The sequence below is a fragment of the Sphaerisporangium sp. NPDC088356 genome, from assembly GCF_040685555.1.
Classification (GTDB): Bacteria; Actinomycetota; Actinomycetes; order Streptosporangiales; family Streptosporangiaceae; genus Sphaerisporangium.
Genome location: NZ_JBFBIK010000006.1, coordinates 113,111 through 131,160, shown reverse-complemented (window position 1 = coordinate 131,160; position 18,050 = coordinate 113,111). Strand labels below are relative to the sequence as shown.

General features: G+C 70.7%; 13 protein-coding genes. 6 read left to right on the top strand and 7 right to left on the bottom strand.

What is annotated here, in order from left to right:
* The first annotated feature begins 650 nt into the window (after positions 1-650).
* Positions 651-1,625, top strand: a complete 975-nt coding sequence (locus AB0O34_RS04665; RefSeq protein ID WP_363912579.1) for a hypothetical protein — start codon at positions 651-653, stop codon at positions 1,623-1,625.
* 88 nt (positions 1,626-1,713) lie between these two features.
* On the opposite strand, the gene AB0O34_RS04660 is transcribed toward AB0O34_RS04665, so the two are convergent.
* Both AB0O34_RS04660 and AB0O34_RS04655 read right to left on the bottom strand, forming a co-directional pair.
* Positions 1,714-1,950: a hypothetical protein gene (locus AB0O34_RS04660; protein ID WP_363912577.1), complete on the bottom strand. Its 237-nt coding sequence runs from the start codon at positions 1,948-1,950 to the stop codon at positions 1,714-1,716.
* A gap of 294 nt (positions 1,951-2,244) precedes the next feature.
* Positions 2,245-2,949 (bottom strand): acetoacetate decarboxylase family protein, encoded by a 705-nt coding sequence (locus AB0O34_RS04655; RefSeq protein WP_363912574.1) that lies wholly within the window; start codon positions 2,947-2,949, stop codon positions 2,245-2,247.
* A 339-nt stretch (positions 2,950-3,288) separates the two neighbouring features.
* Between AB0O34_RS04655 and AB0O34_RS04650 the strand changes: the two genes are divergently transcribed.
* Entirely contained in the window at positions 3,289-4,530 is a 1,242-nt protein-coding gene (locus AB0O34_RS04650) for an MFS transporter (RefSeq protein WP_363912571.1), read from the top strand.
* 53 nt (positions 4,531-4,583) lie between these two features.
* Here the strand turns inward: AB0O34_RS04650 and AB0O34_RS04645 are convergent, their stop codons facing one another.
* The 4 genes from AB0O34_RS04645 to AB0O34_RS04630 all read right to left on the bottom strand — a co-directional run bounded on the left by AB0O34_RS04645 (position 4,584) and on the right by AB0O34_RS04630 (position 11,643).
* The gene (locus tag AB0O34_RS04645) at positions 4,584-5,699 is read right to left on the bottom strand and encodes a glycosyltransferase (RefSeq protein ID WP_363912568.1); all 1,116 of its coding nucleotides are present in this window, start codon (positions 5,697-5,699) and stop codon (positions 4,584-4,586) included.
* Positions 5,700-5,800: 101 nt separating this feature from the next.
* Positions 5,801-7,480, bottom strand: a complete 1,680-nt coding sequence (locus tag AB0O34_RS04640; protein ID WP_363912566.1) for an acyltransferase family protein — start codon at positions 7,478-7,480, stop codon at positions 5,801-5,803.
* A gap of 220 nt (positions 7,481-7,700) precedes the next feature.
* Complete coding sequence (locus tag AB0O34_RS04635) at positions 7,701-9,767, bottom strand: LCP family protein (RefSeq protein WP_363912564.1); 2,067 nt, start codon at positions 9,765-9,767, stop codon at positions 7,701-7,703.
* 145 nt (positions 9,768-9,912) lie between these two features.
* A complete protein-coding gene (locus AB0O34_RS04630; RefSeq protein WP_363912562.1) occupies positions 9,913-11,643 on the bottom strand; it encodes a hypothetical protein in 1,731 nt (576 codons plus the stop codon).
* Positions 11,644-11,832: 189 nt separating this feature from the next.
* On the opposite strand from AB0O34_RS04630, the gene AB0O34_RS04625 reads away from it, so the two are divergent.
* From AB0O34_RS04625 to AB0O34_RS04610, 4 genes are all read left to right on the top strand, one after another.
* The gene (locus AB0O34_RS04625) at positions 11,833-13,974 is read left to right on the top strand and encodes a hypothetical protein (protein ID WP_363912560.1); all 2,142 of its coding nucleotides are present in this window, start codon (positions 11,833-11,835) and stop codon (positions 13,972-13,974) included.
* Positions 13,975-14,050: 76 nt separating this feature from the next.
* Positions 14,051-14,962: a permease-like cell division protein FtsX gene (locus AB0O34_RS04620; RefSeq protein ID WP_363912558.1), complete on the top strand. Its 912-nt coding sequence runs from the start codon at positions 14,051-14,053 to the stop codon at positions 14,960-14,962.
* Positions 14,963-15,149: 187 nt separating this feature from the next.
* Complete coding sequence (locus AB0O34_RS04615; protein WP_363912556.1) at positions 15,150-16,043, top strand: glycosyltransferase family 2 protein; 894 nt, start codon at positions 15,150-15,152, stop codon at positions 16,041-16,043.
* A gap of 1 nt (position 16,044) precedes the next feature.
* Positions 16,045-17,121 (top strand): glycosyltransferase family 4 protein, encoded by a 1,077-nt coding sequence (locus tag AB0O34_RS04610; RefSeq protein ID WP_363912554.1) that lies wholly within the window; start codon positions 16,045-16,047, stop codon positions 17,119-17,121.
* On the opposite strand, the gene AB0O34_RS04605 is transcribed toward AB0O34_RS04610, so the two are convergent.
* Positions 17,076-18,020, bottom strand: a complete 945-nt coding sequence (locus AB0O34_RS04605) for a lysylphosphatidylglycerol synthase domain-containing protein (protein ID WP_363912552.1) — start codon at positions 18,018-18,020, stop codon at positions 17,076-17,078. The two genes, AB0O34_RS04610 and AB0O34_RS04605, sit on opposite strands and share 46 nt — an antisense overlap.
* Between the last annotated feature and the right edge of the window lie 30 nt (positions 18,021-18,050).

Below are 18,050 nucleotides of genomic sequence, written 5' to 3'. Positions count from 1 at the left end.
TCTACCAACGCCACCGCACCGGCAAAGACCGCTGGACCTACACCTACCTCCCACACCGGAAAAGATCGCCGGCCTCTGCCCACCTTCCACACCAGCCGCGCCCACACCCCCGCACGTAGAAGGCGAGCCGCCACTGCCGGATACAGAGACACCCATCACACCACCGGGTGCGGAAACTCCCATCACGCCACCGGACACAGTCCTGAGCAATTGTGAATCCGAAGTGTGAGGTCGGATGGCTACGGTGGTGGCATATGGCATGCCCGCACATCAAGGCCGGGACGGACGTTCACGGCCGTGATCAGCAAGTAAGCCGGTCGGCGACGCGGGCCACCTCGTCCAGCAGGCAGTGATGATTGTTCCGGTGGAGTTCTCGAGGGCACCCGCGTCACGTGTTCGAGCTGTCACCGTGGATGCGTTAGGCGCGAATTGGTGAGAGCGGGCCGCCGGGCCCCTGGAAGATAGAGCCCGAGCCGCAGCGTGTGCAGCGCGCGGAGGCGAGGACCAGCTATGAGGCGGCAGGCATCGGCGCCCTGGGTCTCTGCATGGCCCGATCGCATTTCTTGGCATCCCCGGCGAACTTGATCCATCCGTCGTCTACTTGGAGACTGCACTCGTATCCACACCCAGTCCCGGTGTCAGGACGGACCATGAGACGGATTCTCATCTGGATCGGCATCAACTTCGACGTCCTTATAGCGCTTGTGCTGGCGGTGATCATCAGTGCCTTGGACATTGCCGGTATCGCTCCGGACGGTGCCGTCAGCAATGCCACAGTCGCCACCCTCGCGGTGCTGGCCTTCGTCATGTTACGAAGCCGGATGCGCGCGGAATCGGCCGAGGGCAGCGTTGAAAGCGCCATTGAGGCCACCAATCGTAAACTCGACCTCCTCCCGGCCCTCTTGCAGGAAAACTCTGCGGTACGGCTGACAAAGGGCGAGGAGTTCAAGCGTTTTCTGGCCGACGCTCGCATGGACACCGATCGTTGGATCTTCAAGGGGTCGACAGGAGCGTATGTGCGTGCTGTCACGCTGCCCGAGTGCGTGGAGAACGCCCGTCTGGGGAGGAAGGCGTTGATCGTCCGGTTGGAGATCCTGGATCCGGCCGACACGCGACTCTGTCATCGCTTCGTCCGACTGCACCAGAGCCTCGCCACGAGGGCTGACAGCCCAGAGCGGTCCTGGACGATGGACGGGACACGGAGGGAGCTTTACGCGACGATCATCGCGGCCTGCTGGCACCAGCAACGCTACGAGCTTCTTGACATAGAAATCGGATTTTCGTCGGTTGTGTCGACGTTCCGCTATGAACTGTCGTCTCGTTACCTTTTCATCAGCCAACGGGGGCCGGACTTTCCCGCCACGGTGCTGACGGGGGACACGCTGGCTCTGGACTGCTGGGGTACCGAACTGCACGCCAGCCTTCAGCAGGCGCGCACCTTGTACGTGAAACAGGCCAAGGACGTGCTGTTGTCCGACTCCGCGACGGCGGAGGAGGTGCGGGCACTCTTCTCCCGGCTCGACATGTCCCTGCCGCAGGAATATACCGACGGGGACGTCGAGGAGATCGTCAATATGGCGTTGGGGGCTTCCGACCCCTACCAGCAGGCCGCGAGATGGGGATGATCGAGCGAAAACGTTCCGGCAGCGACTTCATGCGGTGCCGCGCGGAGGCCTTGTCCTTCACGCCGTCCCTGAGCGCTTGAGCCGATGCTCAGATCGGGCTGATTTCCTGATACCAGGAGCTTTCCTGATACCAGGAGCAGGGAAACCACTCCTGCCAATAGGGGTCCCAGCACCAGTAGCCGGCAGCCTTGGATCCGGCAGCCTTGGATATGGCCGTGATTTGGATGGATCTCTCGGCCGCAGGCGGCTCCGATGTGTAGGGAACGACCGCGGCCACGAGCGCGGCTGCGGCGAAGGCGGCGGCGAATATCCGACGAGATCTCACTGAGGACTCCTTGCGCTCACCCGGGAACTCCAGGCTTTCGTTGCTGGAGAACGTGGCAATGCACTGCGGCGAATGGGCCGATGGCCTGATGCTAGAGCGCCTGGTGAGACCAGAACAGCTACAACCTACTGTCTCCGTAACGGCATGGGCACAAATTGTTACCTATGAGGCACTATGTCACCTGCCGCAAATTCGTCCGATTCGCCGGTGTGCACCGGACGATCACATGGAGCACTGTGTTTTGAGCGCGCTTGTCCAGGACGCCGTCTATGTGGTCAAAGCCGTGGCGGGTTCTTAGTAGTGGGGGAGTTCCACAGGGGCGTGGAAGGTCATTTTGAGGTGGGAGGCCGTGGTGGTCATCAGAGCGCGTTTGGGGAGGCCCAGCTCGCTGAGTTCCTTGGCGATGGGGTGATTGCCGAGCCTGATGAGTGCTCCGCCTGGGCGGGCGCGTAAGCCGCGGGGGCGCATCGTCCAACTGGTGCGCCTGGTCACGCCGTCAAGACGGGAGTAGGCGTCCATCGGGGTGGGGCCGGTGACCACGGGCATCCCCGGACGGATCAGCAGGTCGAGGACGAGACGTCCGTCCTTGCGCAGGACGCACCGCTTGTACGGCGAGGTGAGCCGGAGGTCGATCTCCGCAAGCTCCTTGGGGAAGCCCCAGATCGTGCGCCCGGCCTCCATGGTGAAGCCCTGGTCCACGGGGAGCCAGTGGATGAACGCCCCGGTGCCGTTCAGACGAAGGTCCTTCAACCCCGACAGCACCCCGCGCGTGGGCGGGCGCCCGGCCTCCGGCGGGCGGACCATGAACGCCACACCGAACTCGTGGTAGGAGTCGAGGTCACTGTCGCCGTAACGGACGAACGCCAGCGTGCACAGGGCCTTGCCGGGGAGCACCTCGGTGACGTCGACGTCGGCATAGGCGAGCACCGCCCGGGCGGCGTCGGCGCGCACGAGATACATCGCGCTGCACATCGTGGCATCCCTGACCTCCACGGGCATACTGACCCGGCGCCCTTGGATGAGATGGCTAGCCATAACGTCCAGTACACCAACCCGAGCTGCGGGACGCCAGCCGTACAAGAACGACAGAACTGAACGACCTGGTGAACGGGGCGTGCGGGTGGACGGGCGAGATGGCCCTGTTAAGGCCATCGTTCGGGCAGACCTCCACCTGGCCCGAGAGCCGCGGGTGTTTGTGTGGAGACAGGAGGGTTTGTGAGGGGGGTGCGGGGCGAGGTTGGAGGGGTCGCTAAATTGCGAAGCACCCTGCTCTCTATAAGACCCCGCGTTCTACAAGAGCGCGCTCTATAAGATCCTGCTCGTCTAGAAGGAGCGTGCGTGTCCCCCGACGTACCCCGGCCGCCCCTGGGTGGGCGCATGGTGCTGATACTGGCTCTGGCCTGCGGCGTCAGCGTGGCCAACGTGTACTTCCCGCAGGCCATCAGCCCGCTCGTCGCCTCCGGGTTACACGTGTCGCCGGACTCCGCCGCCCTCGTCGCGACCGCGGCGCAGGTCGGCTACGCGGTCGGGATCTTCCTGCTGGTCCCGCTGGGCGACCGGCTGCCGCACCGTCCGCTCATCGTCACCCTCCTCTCGCTCACCGGCCTCGGCCTGCTCGCCGCGAGCGCCGCGCCCGCGCTTCCCTTCCTGGTGGCCGCGAGCGCGGTCGTCGGTGTCACTACGGTCGTCCCGCAGGTCATCATGCCGATGGCGGCCGGGTTGGTCGCCGACGACCGGCGCGGGGCCGTGGTCGGAACGCTGCTGGGCGGTCTCCTCGGCGGCATCCTGCTCGCCCGCACCTTCAGCGGGACCCTTGGAGAATGGCTTGGATGGCGTGCCCCGTACGTCGTGGCCGCGGCGCTCGCGCTGCTGCTCGCGGTGGTCCTCGCCTTCGCCGTGCCCACCACGAACCCGCCGTCACGGCAGCGGTACCCGTCGCTGCTGGCCGAGTCGCTGCGTCTGCTGCGCACCGAGCCGGACCTGCGGCGCTCGTGTTTCTACCAGGCGACGCTGTTCGCCGGCTTCACCGCCGCGTGGACCAGCATCGCCCTGCTCGTCAGCGGGCCGGTGTACGGCCTCGGAGCCCAGGCGGTGGGGCTGATCGCCCTTGTGGGGGCCGGAAGCGTCTTCTGCACGCCCGCCGCAGGACGCTACATCGACCGCCGAGGCCCGGACCCGGTCAACCTGGCCTGCATCCTCGGCGCCATCGCGGCGGCCGGCGTGCTCCTTGCCGGTGGCCTTGGCGGCGCCATCGGGCCGGCCGCTCTGGTGGTCGGAATGCTGCTGCTCGACATCGCCGTGCAGTGCGGTGGGGCAGCCAACCAGGCCAGGATCTTCGCCCTGCGTCCCGAGGTACGCAGCAGGCTCAACACCGCGTACATGACGTGCTCGTTCGCCGGCGGCAGCGTCGGATCGTGGCTGGGAGTCCGCGCCTACACCACCCTGGGCTGGGCGGGCGTGTGCGGGCTCCTCGCGCTGGTCGCGGTGCTGGCCCTCGGACGACATCTGGTGCGCCGGGCGCCCCGCCCGCACCCGGCCGTGGCCGAGCAGGCCGGAGAGGACACTGGCGCGATCCGCTGAGGACGGCGGACCGGGTCAGGCCGGGACGACGCGGAGCACTCGGTTCAAACGGGTCAGGCCGGTACGACGCGGTGGACGGCGGAGGCGGGGACGCGTACCGCCCACCCCTCCAGCCTGGCGACGAAGTCCCGCGCGTGGTCCGGCCAGTGGTAGTGGCCGCGGGCTTCTGCGTACCCGCGCGTGGCCAGCACGGCCCGCCGTTCGGGATCGTCACGTAGCCGGAGTACGGCCTGCTCCGCCGCGTCCACGTCCCCGTAGGGGACGATCATGCCGCAATCCGTACGCCCGACGATCGAGGCCGCCATGGGCAGCGGGGTGGTGATCACTGGGATGCCTCTGGCCATGTACTCGATGACCTTGGTTGGGAGGGACTGCCGGTAGTTGGGCACGTCGTGCAGGAGCGAGAGCCCCGCCAGCGCCCCCTGGGCCATGCGCAGCGCGTGGTCGTTCGGCACGTACCCGAACCAGTCGAGCAGGCCCTCCCGCTGCGCGTCCCGCAGCATCGGGCGCACCGACGCGTCCGCGGGTCCGATCAGGTCGAGGCGGATCCCGTACGGGCGGAGCCTGCGAGCCAGCTCCAGCATCTCGGCGACGCCCCTGGCCTCGGACAGGTGGCCGACGTAGACGATGCGGTTGGCGCCCGGCGGGGGCGGCGGCGTGGCCGGTACGTACGTGGTGTTCGGGATCACCGGGTGATTACCGGCGAAGCGGTCGCGGTAGGCGGCCTCGGCCAGGATCAGGTGCAGGCGGCGCTCCGCCCGCCTCTCGATCCCGTTGATCAGGTGCGGGAGCATCCAGCGCGCGGACTCGGAGAGGTAGGGCTTGGTGTCCAGGGCCCCGACGATGTCCTCGTGCACGTCCCACACGGTCGTGGGGCGGCGCCGTGGCAGCGCGAACAGCAGCTCGATGTCGTGGACGAGTAGTAGGTCGGCGTCCTCGCAGCCCTTCCTGAGCGCGCCGCGGGCCGCGTTGAGCGCGTGCCCTCGGCGCAGGCCGACGGCGCGCGGCACGTCGATCGCGCGGATCTCCTGAGGCGGAGTGACGTTGCAGTGGGTGAACGGCGCGATATAGGTGACCTCGTGCCCGGCGTCGAGCAACGCGCGGACCTGCCGATGCATGATCCGCGCGTCCTCCGGGTGGTGGACGATCGTGCCGACACATACCTTCATATGTCGATGCTGGGTGGCGTTCCCTTACTGGCCGGATGCGCACCGTGAATCAGGGTGGAAATGCCGCTGAACATCAGCCTCTCGGGCGGGCCCCGGCCGGCCTACGCGGAGGGCCTGCGGTAGAGCCACACCAGGCGCGGCTCCAGCAGCCACTTGAAGACCGTGCGGGTCTCTGGGAGGCAGAGGACGATGGCCAGCGCGAAGCAACTGCTCGTGATGGCCATGACGCCGAGCGGGCCGTGCAGCCACGGGGCGCTCAGCCAGCCCATCTCCTTGGCGATGAGCACCGGCACGCCGTGGAGCAGGTAGCAGTAGAGCGTGCGCGTGCCGAGGTCGGAGAACCAGGTCGTCCTGCGCGGCACCAGCGCCAGGACCGCCACCGAGACGGTCAGGGCGGCGATCAGCAGGGCCGTGCGCATGCCCATGCCCATCCACCACGACAGGTGGAGCTCGGCGTAGCTGTCCTTGAAGTAGATCGGGCCGAGCGGCACGCGCTTGGAGATCAGGATCGCCACCCCGGCCGCCCCGACGAGCACCACCGCTGACGCGATCTTCACCCAGAGGCGGTTCAGCATGTCGAAGTGGCGCGGCTGGAGCCAGAGGCCGAGCACGAAGAACGGCATCAGGCCGAAGAAGCGGTCCATGCTGAAGTCACCCGGCAGATCGGACAGCCCGGCGAGCAGGTAGACGGCGACCGCGATCGGCAGGGGATAGCGCATGCGCTTCCACACGGGCGTGGAGAGGCGCCAGAGGAGCAGGGCGAGGAGGTACCAGTTGAGCCACGCCGGGTCGATGATCGTCAGGCTCCACTTGTGGCCGAGCGCGAGGCGCAGCACGGCGTAGCCGATCTCCACGATCACGTACGGCACCAGGAAGGTGTCGACGAGCTTGTTCGTCTTGGCGTTGGAGTTCCAGAAGTTCCTGCTCAGGTAACCGCTGATGAGCACGAACAGCGGCATGTGGAACACGTAGATGAACAGGTAGGCCGACCGGGCCGAGTGCGTCGCGAGCGTGGGCACCAGGGAGTGCCCGGTGGCGACCAGCGCGATGAGCACGAACTTCACGTTGTCGAGATACGGCTCGCGCGGGCGCTTCACCGGCGCGGGGGCGGGGGCCTCCTCGGGCTCGGGCGTGGCGTCGTCCCACGCGGCCTCGCCGACGCGCACAGGCGGACGGGCACCATGCTCCCCGGCACCGGGCTGCCCGGCCCAGGAAGGAGGAGCATCGGCGGCGTCCGGTATCGAACGCCGCTCCCAGTACGAGAAGCCGTCGGAGACGGTGCCCTCAGACTGCTCCTGCTGACCCGGTGGCACCTCCCACGCGGGCACGGGAGCGACGGGGCCCCGCACGGGTGCGGCCGGCTGCGGTACGTCGCGCAGGGCCGTGCCGGACGTCGGCTCGTCCCATGTGGGCCTGTCGAAGCTGAACGTCTCGGGGTCGTCGTCGCCCGGCGCCGGGCCGGTGTGCTCGCCGGAATGGGCGTGGACGCCGTGCCGGGGCTCCCTGGCGGCGTTGGCGGCCTGCTCCGCGACCGGCCAGAGGGGCTCTGGGGGGCGCTCGCCGGTGTGAGGGCGCTGCCGGTCCCAGGCGCCGGTCGGAGGCTCGGCGTAGTCGGGGACGGGCCAGCGCGCCGTCGGCGCGTCCTCGCCGGAGTCCGCGGCCGGGGCAGGGTCTGTCGGTGCCGGTCCTCGACTGGCGGTGGCCCCTACCTCGTCGGCGTCGGTGGAGACGCCGTCGGTGCGTGGAGCCGGAACCTGGAAGGAGGATCTGGTGTCACTCACGGGGGAAACGCTCAGCTATCTGTCGGGAGACCAGGGGTAGCTTCTGACACTGGAAGGTGCCCTCGAAGGGTGGCGGAATGGTGCGGGCGGGCGCGCCTGCCAGGTGATCCACCATAACGCCCTCGTCAGGGATTGTCGCGACGGAGCCGGAAGTTGGACCTGGGGGAACCATGAGAAACGGCCCGGCCCCACAGGGTGACCGGGCCGTTCCCTTGATCGCTCAGGTGCTGCAGACGTCCGTCTTGGAGTCCACCACGCGAGCGCTGTCAGGGATGGTGACCGGCACCTTGACGCCCTTGAAGTCGGCGCCGATGACCAGCTGGATCACCGGGCTGCCGGGCGCCGGAGTGGCCTCCGCGCCCGCGGAAGGCGTCGCCGACACCGTGGGGGTGAAGGGGGTGATGAGCCCGGCCGTCACCTTGCCCCCGGCGGGGGTGACCTTGGTCATCAGCTTCGCGGCCACCGGGGCGGCGTAGTCGGGGCCGGCGGCCGAGCCCTTGGCGTAGAGCACCATGGTCTGCGGCCGGTCGGTGCCGTCAGGCTTGCGCGCGTCGCCCACCTGGGTGACCTTGAAGCCCTGCGCCGACAGCGCCTCGGCGACCTCCTTGGCCTTGCCCGCGGTGTTGGTGCCGTTGACCACCTGGATCCGCACCTGACCAGGCTTGATCGCCGGCTTGGCGGGCGCGGAGGAGGCGGACGACGCCGCGCTGGGCTTGGCCGTCGGGGTGACCTCGACGTCGGTGCGCAGCGACTCGAACATGTTCCCGGCGTCCGGCTGCTTCCACTGCACGCGGTTCTTGTTGGCGGGGTACGGCTCCCAGGGAACCGTGACGAACTTGACACCCTTGGCGGTCAGGCTGCGGGCGCTCTGCGCGATCTGGATCAGGGTGTCGACGTCGAGCTGCGGGTCCATCACCACTGACTGGGCGGCGGCCCTGACGAGGTTCAGGAGCTTGGTGGGGTCGGTCAGGGTGTCGCCGCTCGTCGCCTTCTTGGCCACCTGCGAGAGGAAGATCTGCTGGCGCTTGATGCGGCTGATGTCGCTGCCGTCGCCCAGGGAGTGGCGCGCACGCACGTACGCGAGCGCGGTCTCGCCCTTCACGACCTGCTTGCCCGCCTGGAGGTCCAGCTTGGCCTGCTTGTCGTGGACCGCCTGCGGCACGCAGATCTGGATGCCGCCGAGCGAGTCGACGATGGCCTTGAAGCCGGTGAAGTCGACCTTGATGTAGTGGTCGACGCGGATGTTGGTGGTCGCCTCGATCGTGTTGATCGTGCACCCCATGCCGCCCTCGTTGAACGCCGAGTTGATCATGTCGAGGCGGGGCGCGAGGGCCACCTTCGTCTGCGCGTTCTTGCACGCCGGGATCTGCACCATCGAGTCGCGGGGGAAGCTGATCAGCGTCGCCTTGTCGCGGTTCGGCGAGATGTGCATGAGGATGATCGTGTCGGTGCGCTCGCCCTCGTTGGCCATGTGCTGGCCGTACTTCTTGTTGTCGCCCGCACGGGAGTCGGACCCGATGAGCAGCACGTTGAGGGCGCCGGTGGAGTTGACGGGCCGGTTGGCGTTGAGGTCGCCGCTGACGTCCTCGGTGCGCACGTTGCCGAGCAGGTTGCGGTAGAGCGTGTACCCGGTCAGCGCGATCAGGACCAGTACGGACGTGAGCGCGATGCTGATCCAGGCCATCACCCGCGTGCGGCCGGCGCCCGCGCCACGGGGGTCCTTGCCGCCCCGGCGCCGCCCGTGCTCTCCGGGGTCGTCCGGCGGCGGAGGAGGAGGTGCGGGGGGCTCGGCGGGCGCGCCCTTGCGGCGGGACCGCTTCTCCCGCACGGGCGCGGCGCCCTGCGCGTTATAAGCGCCCGGGGAGCCGTAGGCGTCGGGGGAACCGTAGGCGTCCGGAGAGCCGTAAGCGTCGGAGGAACCGTAGCCGTCCGAGGAGCCGTAGGCGTCCGGGGAACCGTAAGCGTCGGAGGAGCCGTAGGCGTCCCTGGAGCCGTAGCCCTCACGCACGCCGTAAGGGTCACGTGAGCCGTGCGCGTCCGGCGCGCCGTATGCGTCCGGGGCGCCGTATGCGTCCGGGGCGCCGTAGGGGTCCTGGGAGCCGCCGTGCGGGGCCTCGGGCTCCTGCGGGCCCTTCGGGGCGGCCCTGCGGCGGCGCGGGCGCTCGGCCTCGGCGGGGGGGACGCCGCCTTGGGGTTCCGGCGCCCGGCCTCGGCCCGACCTGCGTCCGGGCTGGTCCGGATCCGCACGTTGGTTCCTGACCGTGGCGCCGTGTCGGTGCTCGCTCATTTCGTCATGAGGTTAGGTCACCGGCCCGGTTCTGGGCAGCATGATCCGGTGAAAAGGCTCATGATCATGAATCTCCAGAGGGGTCGACACGGCGGCCAAGCTTACCGACAGGAGGATATTTGCTGGAATATCCTTATTGGCTCCTTTACTGGAAATTCACAGACTTCGCAGGTAGTGCGGTCTCTGACTGATCCGCCTGTCTGGAGGTCATGAGGGCTGCGGCGAGACACGCCAGCGGCACCGCGGGCAGCACGTAGCGGTAGTCGAACTCGGCCGTCGCGGCCGGGATGACCAGCAACGACAGCGCCATGACCCACGGCAGCACCCACGACCCCTCCGCACCCGCGCCGGTACGTGCGGAGGGGTCCGCGTCCGTACGTGCGCCCGCGTCCGTACGTGCGGCGAGACGTGCGGCCGTACGGTGGGTCGTGCGCCGGCGGGCCGCCGCCACCACGGGAGGGGCCAGTAGCAGCGCCAGCAGCACCGTGCCGGGGAGCCTCGCCACGTCCTGGTAGGCCCGCGTCCAGCCCGCGAACGGTTCGGTGATCCGTGTGCCGATGGGCCCCCGCTCGTACCGCACGGCGAACTCCGCGCCCGCCGTGGCGGGGTCGCGGTCGGGCGGCGGGGGCGGCGCGGCGGGGAACTCGTAGTGGTCGTAGATCTGCTGGTCGGGATAGACCGGGCGGCCCCAGGCGAACGACCGGGCGAGCTCGGACAGCACCGAGGCCGCGTAGTCCACCGGCTGGCCGCGCAGGGCCAGGAGCGCGAACCGGCCCGCGAGCCGGTCGGTCCGCGCGGTGAAGGTGATGCCGGGCAGCGCCACCAGCGGCGAGCCGGCGGCCCAGACGTACTCCTGCGACGGGGGGCGGCGGGCGGGGGGGGTGGGGTCGCACAGCACCGCGAGGTCCGGCGGCGGGCGCAGGACACCGCAGTCGGCGAACGCCATCGTGCGGGCGTAGAGGAAGACCCCGTTGGAGCCGACGATGCCGAACCGGTGGTGCGCCGAGGAGAACCAGGCCGCGTACCCGGCGATCGGCACCAGGGCCACGACCACGAGCACCCCCACCAGCCGCACCCTCCGCGCGACCCCCCCGGACGCTGCGGACCCGGGACGCACCTCCGCCAGGCCCGGCCCCTCGGCCGACGCGGACCCGGGAGGCACCTCCGCCAGGTCCGGCCCCTCGGCCGGTGCGGGCCTGAGACGGCGTGCCGCCAACAGGTGGTGTACGAGCAGCCAGCCCGCCACGACCGCGATCAGCGGCAGCCCCACCGTCCTGGTGAGCGTGGCGGTCGCCAGGAGCAGGCCGGTGACGCAGGCCGTACGCCAGGTCAGCGGCCCCATGGCGACGTAGACCGCCGCGACGACCAGGAACATGAACAGCGTGTCGGAGACCAGGAGGTGCTCCAGCTCGACCTGGTAGGCGTCGAGCAGCACCGGCGCCGCGGCCAGCGCGCCGACGAAGCCCGACCCGGTCCAGCCCGACCCGGTCCAGCCCGACCCGCCCCGGCCCGAGCCGACGCGGCCTGAGTCGACCCCGCCTGAGCGGACCCCGCCCGAGGCGACCTGGCCCGAGGGGACCCGGTCCGGGGCGTGCAGGCGGCGTGCGGCGGCGTAGACGAGCACGCCCGTGGCCAGGCCCAGCACGTGCTGGACGAGTGCCACGACCCCGAAGCTGTGGAAGGGCTCCAGCAGCCGGAGGAACATCGAGTACCCGGCGGGCCGCACGAGGTCGGGCCGGGGCCGCATCGCGGTGACCACGTAGGTGTAGGAGTCGGGGAACCAGAGGGCCGGCCGGTAACCGATCATGGCCAGCGCCCGCAGCACCACCCCGGCCGACAGCACCGCGGCGAACCACCGGTGCCGCCCCGCTGTCACCACGTCATCCCCCACGCACCAACGATCGAAGGGCCGGACGGCACCGCGGCGAGCCACCGACGGCGCCCGGGTGTCACCACTTCATCCCCCACACTCGAACGATCGACGGGCCGGGCCGTACGCTACCCGCTTCCACCGGCCGCGCCCGCATCCACGCGGGGCGTTCCTGAGGCTAGGCTCGCGGCACAGATGGACGGTACCTGGCTCGATCACGCGCGATGGCCGTCGGCGGGCCGGGTGCTCGCCGCAGTGTCGATCATGCCTGCCCTCGCGCTGACCGGCTGGCTGCTGGCGGGGCTGCCGCTGCTCCTGCTCGGCTGGTTTCGCCCGCTGCCCATGCTGCTGCTCGGCGGCGCGCTCGCCGCCGCCCTGTCCGTGTACGGCGCGCGGCTGGCCCGCGAAGGCGAGGCGGCCGACGCCACGGCCTGGCACGCCGCCGCCACCTTCGGCATCGCCGCCGCCTCCGTGGTGTTCAACGGGGTCTTCCACAGCGAGCAGCTCGTGATCCGCAGGGATCCCGCCACCTACGCCCAGTACGCCATCTGGCTGGCGGGCCGAGGGTCCCTCCCGATCCCGTACGGCACGGCGGCCTTCGGCGGCGCGGATCCGGCGCTGGTCCCGGCCAGCGTGGGCGTCTACGACCACGGCGGCGCGATCGTGCCGCAGTTCATGCCGGGGGCGCCGATCATCCAGGCCATCGGGCAGTGGCTGGGCGGGGTCTCCGGCCTGCTGCTGGTGCCCCCCGTGCTCGGCGGCCTGGCCGTGCTCACCGTCGCGGGTGTCGCCGCCCGGTTCGCCGGGGCGCGCTGGGCCCCGCTCGCCGCGCTGGCCTTCGCGGTCGCGCTGCCGATCCTGTACACCTCGCGCACCACGTTCAGCGAGATCCCGTCGCTGATCCTCATCTTCGGGGGCATCGCGCTCGCGTTCGACGTCTGTGCCCGCCGTCCCCGCCGTCCCCGCCATGCCCGCCCGCGCGCGGCGGCGCTCGCCGGGCTCGTCTTCGGCCTCGCCGTCCTGGTGCGCATCGACGGGCTCAGGGACGTGCTGCCCGTGGCGGCGTACGCCGGGCTGCTGATCGCGTTGCGCCGGGGGAGCGGCCGGGGGGAGCGGTACGCGCGCATGGGCCCGCCGCTCCTCGGGGGCCTCGCCGTGGGCGTGGGGCTCGGCTTCCTCGCGGCGTACCTCCTGGCCAGGCCGTATCTCGACTACCTGTCCGACTCGGTCGTGCCGTTGCTCGCCATCTGCGCGGCCGTCCTCGCGGCCACGGCGGCGGGGGCGGTTCTCGGGCCGGTGATCATCCCGGTCGCCTGGAGGGCGGTGCGCACCGGCAGGGCCGCGCGGTGGCTGCCCGGGCTGGCGGCGGGCCTGGTGGCCCTGGTGACGCTCGGCCTGGCCGTACGTCCGTGGGTGCAGACCGTGCAGCGCGTGGCCACGGCCGAGGGCGACGTGCAGAACGCGAAGTTCATCATGATGACGCAGCTGGCCAACGGGTTGCCGCCCGACCCGAGCCGCCTCTACTACGAGAACTCCCTGTACTGGGTGATCTGGTACGTCGGCGTCCCGGTGGTCGTGCTGGCCACGCTGGCCGCAGCGGTGCTGGCGCGGCGCATGGCGCGGGGCAGGGGGTTCGTCTGGCTGCTGCCGCTGGCGATCATCGCCTGGACGACCGTCACCACGCTCTGGCGCCCGGCCATCACCCCCGACCATCCCTTCGCGTCACGGCGGCTCGTACCGGTGATCATCCCCGGCCTGATCGTGCTGGCGGTCTGGGGGCTGCGCTGGATGTGGGCCAGGGCGCGGCAGGCGGGGTACGGGCCGGGCGTCCAGCGCACGCTGCTCGGGGTCGGTGGCGCGCTAGTGGTGCTCCCGGCCGCGGTGACCTCGATCGGCACGGCGTTCTCGCCCGTCGAGCGGGGGGAGGCGGCGGCGGTCGCGAGGCTGTGCGGCGCGCTGCCCCGCGACGCCTCGGTGCTGATCGTCGAGCGCGTCACCGGCGACCGGTTCACCCAGGTCGTCCGGGGCACGTGCGGGCTTCCGGTGGCCCAGGTGCGCCTTTCCGGCGAGGCGGGCCCCGCCGCGGTTCCCGGCGCCGACATCAACCTCGCGGCGCCCGCCGACGTGCGCCGCCTGGCCGGGCGCATCCGGTCCGCCGGCCGCCGCCCGGTGGTCCTCGCGGCGCGGCCCGCCCAGCTGGCCCCGTACGGCCCGGCCACCCAGGTCATGGAGCTCCGCACCCGCCAGGACGAGCGTTCCCTGGTCGACCCGCCGAACGGCACGTGGTCGCTGGCCATCGACGTCTGGATGGCCGTCCCCCCGCCCGGCCGGCCCTGAGCGGGCCGGGGACCCACAGGGCCGGGTCGCGCGAACCGGTTGACCGGTGACGACGGTGATCGGCAAAGTGGGCCCCGTGACCGCGCCCCTGGATCCGCCCGCGACCGAGGAGCTGTCGTTCGGCGGCGATCCCGATCGGGGGCCGAGGCTGCGCGCCTGGCTGTCGGCCCATCGGGGGCCGGTGGCCGCCGGGGTCGCGGTGGTCGTGCTGCTGGGCGCGCTCGCGGGCGGCGGGTGGTACCTCTACGACCAGTCGCGCAGGCCGCTCGCGCCGCCGGCCGGCCCGGTGCCCGAGCAACTCGGGTTCAACGTCGAGTTGTGCGACTCCGACCTGCCCCGCCGCTGCTCGGAGGAGGTCTACGACATCGCGGACGACCCCCGGCAGGTCGCGGACGCCGTGCGCGCCCTCCCGGAGGTGGCCTCGGTGAAGTTCATCAGCAAGCAGGACGCCTACGAGCTGTGGCGCCGGTCGTCGTCGCAGTACCTGGACCCCGCGTACCGGACCAATGTCAAGCCGGAGAACTTCCTGAACTCGATCACCGGCACCTTGCGCCGCTCCGCGGACTTCCCCCGGTTCGCCGAGCGGGTGCGGGCCTTCACCGGGGTGCGTGAGGTGTCCCGCCGGCCGACGAGCTTCTGGCGGGGCAAGGCCGACCTCACCGTCAACCTGTGCGGCAACGATCCGATATGGGAGGACCGGTGCGGGCCGGTGACCGACCGGCACGTCACCGAGGAGCAGAAGCAGGCCATCGCCGACCGCATCCGCTCGGTCGAAGGGGTGGAGAAGATCTACTTCGAGGATCGTGCCCACGCGCTGATGCTCCAGAAGCGCTACTACCCCGAGGGCCCCGGCTCCGCTCCGCCGCTGCTGCTCGCGAGCATGAACGAGGCCTTCCACGTGAAGGTCCGGGCCCCCGCGGTGGCCGAGCGGGTCATGCAGGCGGTCGAGGGCCTGCCCGGGGTCGCGTACATGTACGTCCCCAACTAGCGCCAGGGCGGCGGCGGCCTCGCATAGTGGTCCCCCGATCGGGAAGGCTGTGGTCAGCGGGTCCAGCCCCGCCGGTCCGTGCCCGCGGAGTCTCTCCAGGTGGCGACATAGTGGACTCGAAGGGCGGCTGGGCACTGTATCCTCGCCCGACGTGAGTGTGACCGAGACGCCTGAGACGGGATCCGCCGTGGAAGCGAAGCCGTACGTGACGATCGTCCTGCCCTGTTACAACGAGCAGGACCACGTCATCGAAGAGGTCGAGCGCATCTGCGGCGCCATGGACGTCAGCGGTTACACCTATGAGCTGGTCGCTGTGGACGACCACTCCACCGACGAGACGCTCGCCCGCCTGCGGGAGGCCGCCCCCCGGTTTCCGAGCATGCGCATCGTGCCGTTCCACCGCAACGGCGGCTCGGGCACCGTGCGGCGCATCGGCACGCAGGACGCGCTCGGCGAGATCGTCGTGTGGACCGACGCCGACATGACCTACCCCAACGAGCGCATCCCCGAGCTCGTGCAGCTCCTGGAGAAGGACCCGACGGTCGACCAGGTCGTCGGCGCGCGCACCAGCGAGCAGGGCTCTCACAAGATCCTCCGGGTGCCGGCCAAGTGGTTCATCCGCAAGGTGGCCGAGCGCCTGGCCGGCCAGGAGATCCCCGACCTGAACTCCGGCCTGCGGGCCTTCAGGAAGTCGGTCTCCCTGCCCTACCTGCGCCTGCTGCCTCCCGGTTTCTCCTGCGTGACGACGATCACGCTGGCGTTCCTGTCGAACCAGCACGACGTGCACTACATGCCCATCGAGTACAGCAAGCGGGCGGGCAAGTCGAAGTTCAGCTTCATCTCCGACGCCTACCGCTACATCCTGCAGGTGCTGCGCATGGTGATGTACTTCAACCCGCTCAAGGTGCTCATGCCGCCCGCGATCTGGCTGGTCGTGATCGGTCTGGGCAAGGGTGTCGTCGACATGTTCCGGCACCCGTTCTACTTCCCGGCGAGCACGGTCATGCTCGTCCTCTCCGGGCTGATCATCGGATCGCTCGCACTCCTGGCCGACCTGATCGTCCGGTCCCGGGGCGCCTGAGGTGCGGGTCGCGATCGTCGGGCCCGCCTACCCGTACAAGGGCGGCGGGGCCCAGCACACCACGGAGCTGGCGCACCGGCTGGCGGCCCTGGGCCACGACGTCGTGATCGAGTCCTGGCGTGCGCAGTACCCCTCCTTCCTGTATCCCGGGCAGCAGACGATCTCGGCGCCCGAGGGCAGGCCGTTCCCGCACGTCCGGCGTGACCTCGACTGGCGTCGTCCCGACGGGTGGGTCCGCTGCGGGCGACGGCTGCGCGGCGCCGACCTCGCCGTGCTGACCCTGCTGAGCTCCGTGCAGGTGCCCGCCTACCTGGGCATCCTTTACGGCCTGCGCCGCAGGAGCCCGGTGGTCGCGCTCTGCCACAACGTGCTGCCGCACGAGCGCAAGCCGTACGACGCCCCGCTGGTGAAGGCGTTGCTGCGGCGGGCCGACCGGGTGCTGGCGCATTCCGAGGAGCAGGCGGGGCTCGCCCGCGACCTGGCGTCCGCGCCGGTCCGGGTCGCCGCGCTGCCGCCGCACCTGCCCACGACCGCCGAGGCGAGGTCCGACGGCGGGGTTCGGCACAGGCTGCTGTTCTTCGGCATGGTCCGGCCGTACAAGGGGCTCGACCTGCTGCTGCGCGCGCTGGCCCCCGTGCCGGGCGTCTCGCTCACGGTCGCGGGCGAGTTCTGGGGCGGCCTGGACGAGACCCGCGCCCTGATCGCGGAGCTGGGCCTGGGTGAGCGGGTCGAGCTGCGGCCGGGGTACGTCCCCGCCGGCGACCTGCCCGCGCTGTTCGCCGGGGCCGACGCCCTAGTGCTGCCCTACCGCAGCGTCACGGCCAGCCAGAACGCCTGGCTCGGCCACGAGCACGGCCTCCCGGTCATCGCCACCCGCGTGGGGGCCCTGGCAGACCACGTCACCGACGGGGTCGACGGGCTGCTCGTCGAGCCGGGTTCGGCCGGGGCGCTCACCGAGGCGATCACCCGGTTCTACGCGGAGGGCGAGCCCGAGCGGCTGCGCCAGGGCGTGAAGGCCGTGGACCCCGACCCCTACTGGGCGGCGTACGCCGAGGCCCTGCTCTCCTCGGACGCCTGACCGCGCGCCAGCAGGAAGCCCAGCCCGGCCCACAGGACGTCGGCCAGGGTGAAGGCCAGCCGGGACACGATCGCGATGACCAGCGCGCGGGGAGCGTCCAGGAGGGGTGCGAGCACCAGCACCATGGCGCCCTCGCGGACCCCGATGCCGGCCGGGACGATCACGGTGAGCAGGCCGGTCACCCACGCGAGCGCGTACGCCCCGGCGGCGACGGCGAACAGCGATGGACCGCCGGGACGCATGTCGGTGAGCAGCAGCCAGATGTGCACGCCGTAGAACAGCCAGCCGATCATCGTCCACGCGGTCGCGGCCAGCATCGCCGGCCCGGACAGCACCCGGTCGAGCGGCTCCTTGCGCCCGATCCTCAGCACGAGGTTGAGCCCGAAGGTCAGCACCCGGGGGTGCAGGCCAATGACGATGAGCGGGATCAGCAGCAGCAGGTACCACGTCTGCCTGGCCACCGCCTGCGAGGTCAGGGGCAGCGTCACCGCCGCGAGCGCGAGCGCGCAGCCGAGCGAGGTCACAAGGCCCACCACCGTCGCGCCGAACGTGCGGCGGGGCGGGGAGCCGTGGTCGCGGGCCAGCTCCACCATCGCGGCGAACGCCCACACCGAGCCGGGGACGTACTTGCCGAGCTGTCCCATGAACAGGACCTTGGCGGCGACGCGCAGAGGCAGCGGGGAGCCGAACCCGGCCAGCACGGCCCGCCAGGCCAGCAGCATGAACCCGAGCCCGATGAGGACGGCGGCGAGGGACCCGGCCACCGTCCACCACGACAGCCCGCTCAGCGCGGCCACGGAGTCGTTCCAGTTCCTGCGCAGGCCGTACGTCAGGAAAGCCAGGGCGACGAGCGCCAGACCCACCCGGAGCAGGGGACTCGATCGCAGACGGCTCAGCATCCGCTCAGCGTACGGCCACTCGTTACCGGC

Excerpts from the sequence above, each read along its gene's own strand:
- AB0O34_RS04665 (WP_363912579.1), top strand. The coding sequence starts at position 651 with ATGAGACGGATTCTCATCTGGATCGGCATCAACTTCGACGTCCTTATA.
- AB0O34_RS04655 (WP_363912574.1), bottom strand. The coding sequence starts at position 2,949 with ATGCCCGTGGAGGTCAGGGATGCCACGATGTGCAGCGCGATGTATCTC.
- AB0O34_RS04645 (WP_363912568.1), bottom strand. The coding sequence starts at position 5,699 with ATGAAGGTATGTGTCGGCACGATCGTCCACCACCCGGAGGACGCGCGG.
- AB0O34_RS04635 (WP_363912564.1), bottom strand. The coding sequence starts at position 9,767 with ATGAGCGAGCACCGACACGGCGCCACGGTCAGGAACCAACGTGCGGAT.
- AB0O34_RS04625 (WP_363912560.1), top strand. The coding sequence starts at position 11,833 with ATGGACGGTACCTGGCTCGATCACGCGCGATGGCCGTCGGCGGGCCGG.
- AB0O34_RS04605 (WP_363912552.1), bottom strand. The coding sequence starts at position 18,020 with ATGCTGAGCCGTCTGCGATCGAGTCCCCTGCTCCGGGTGGGTCTGGCG.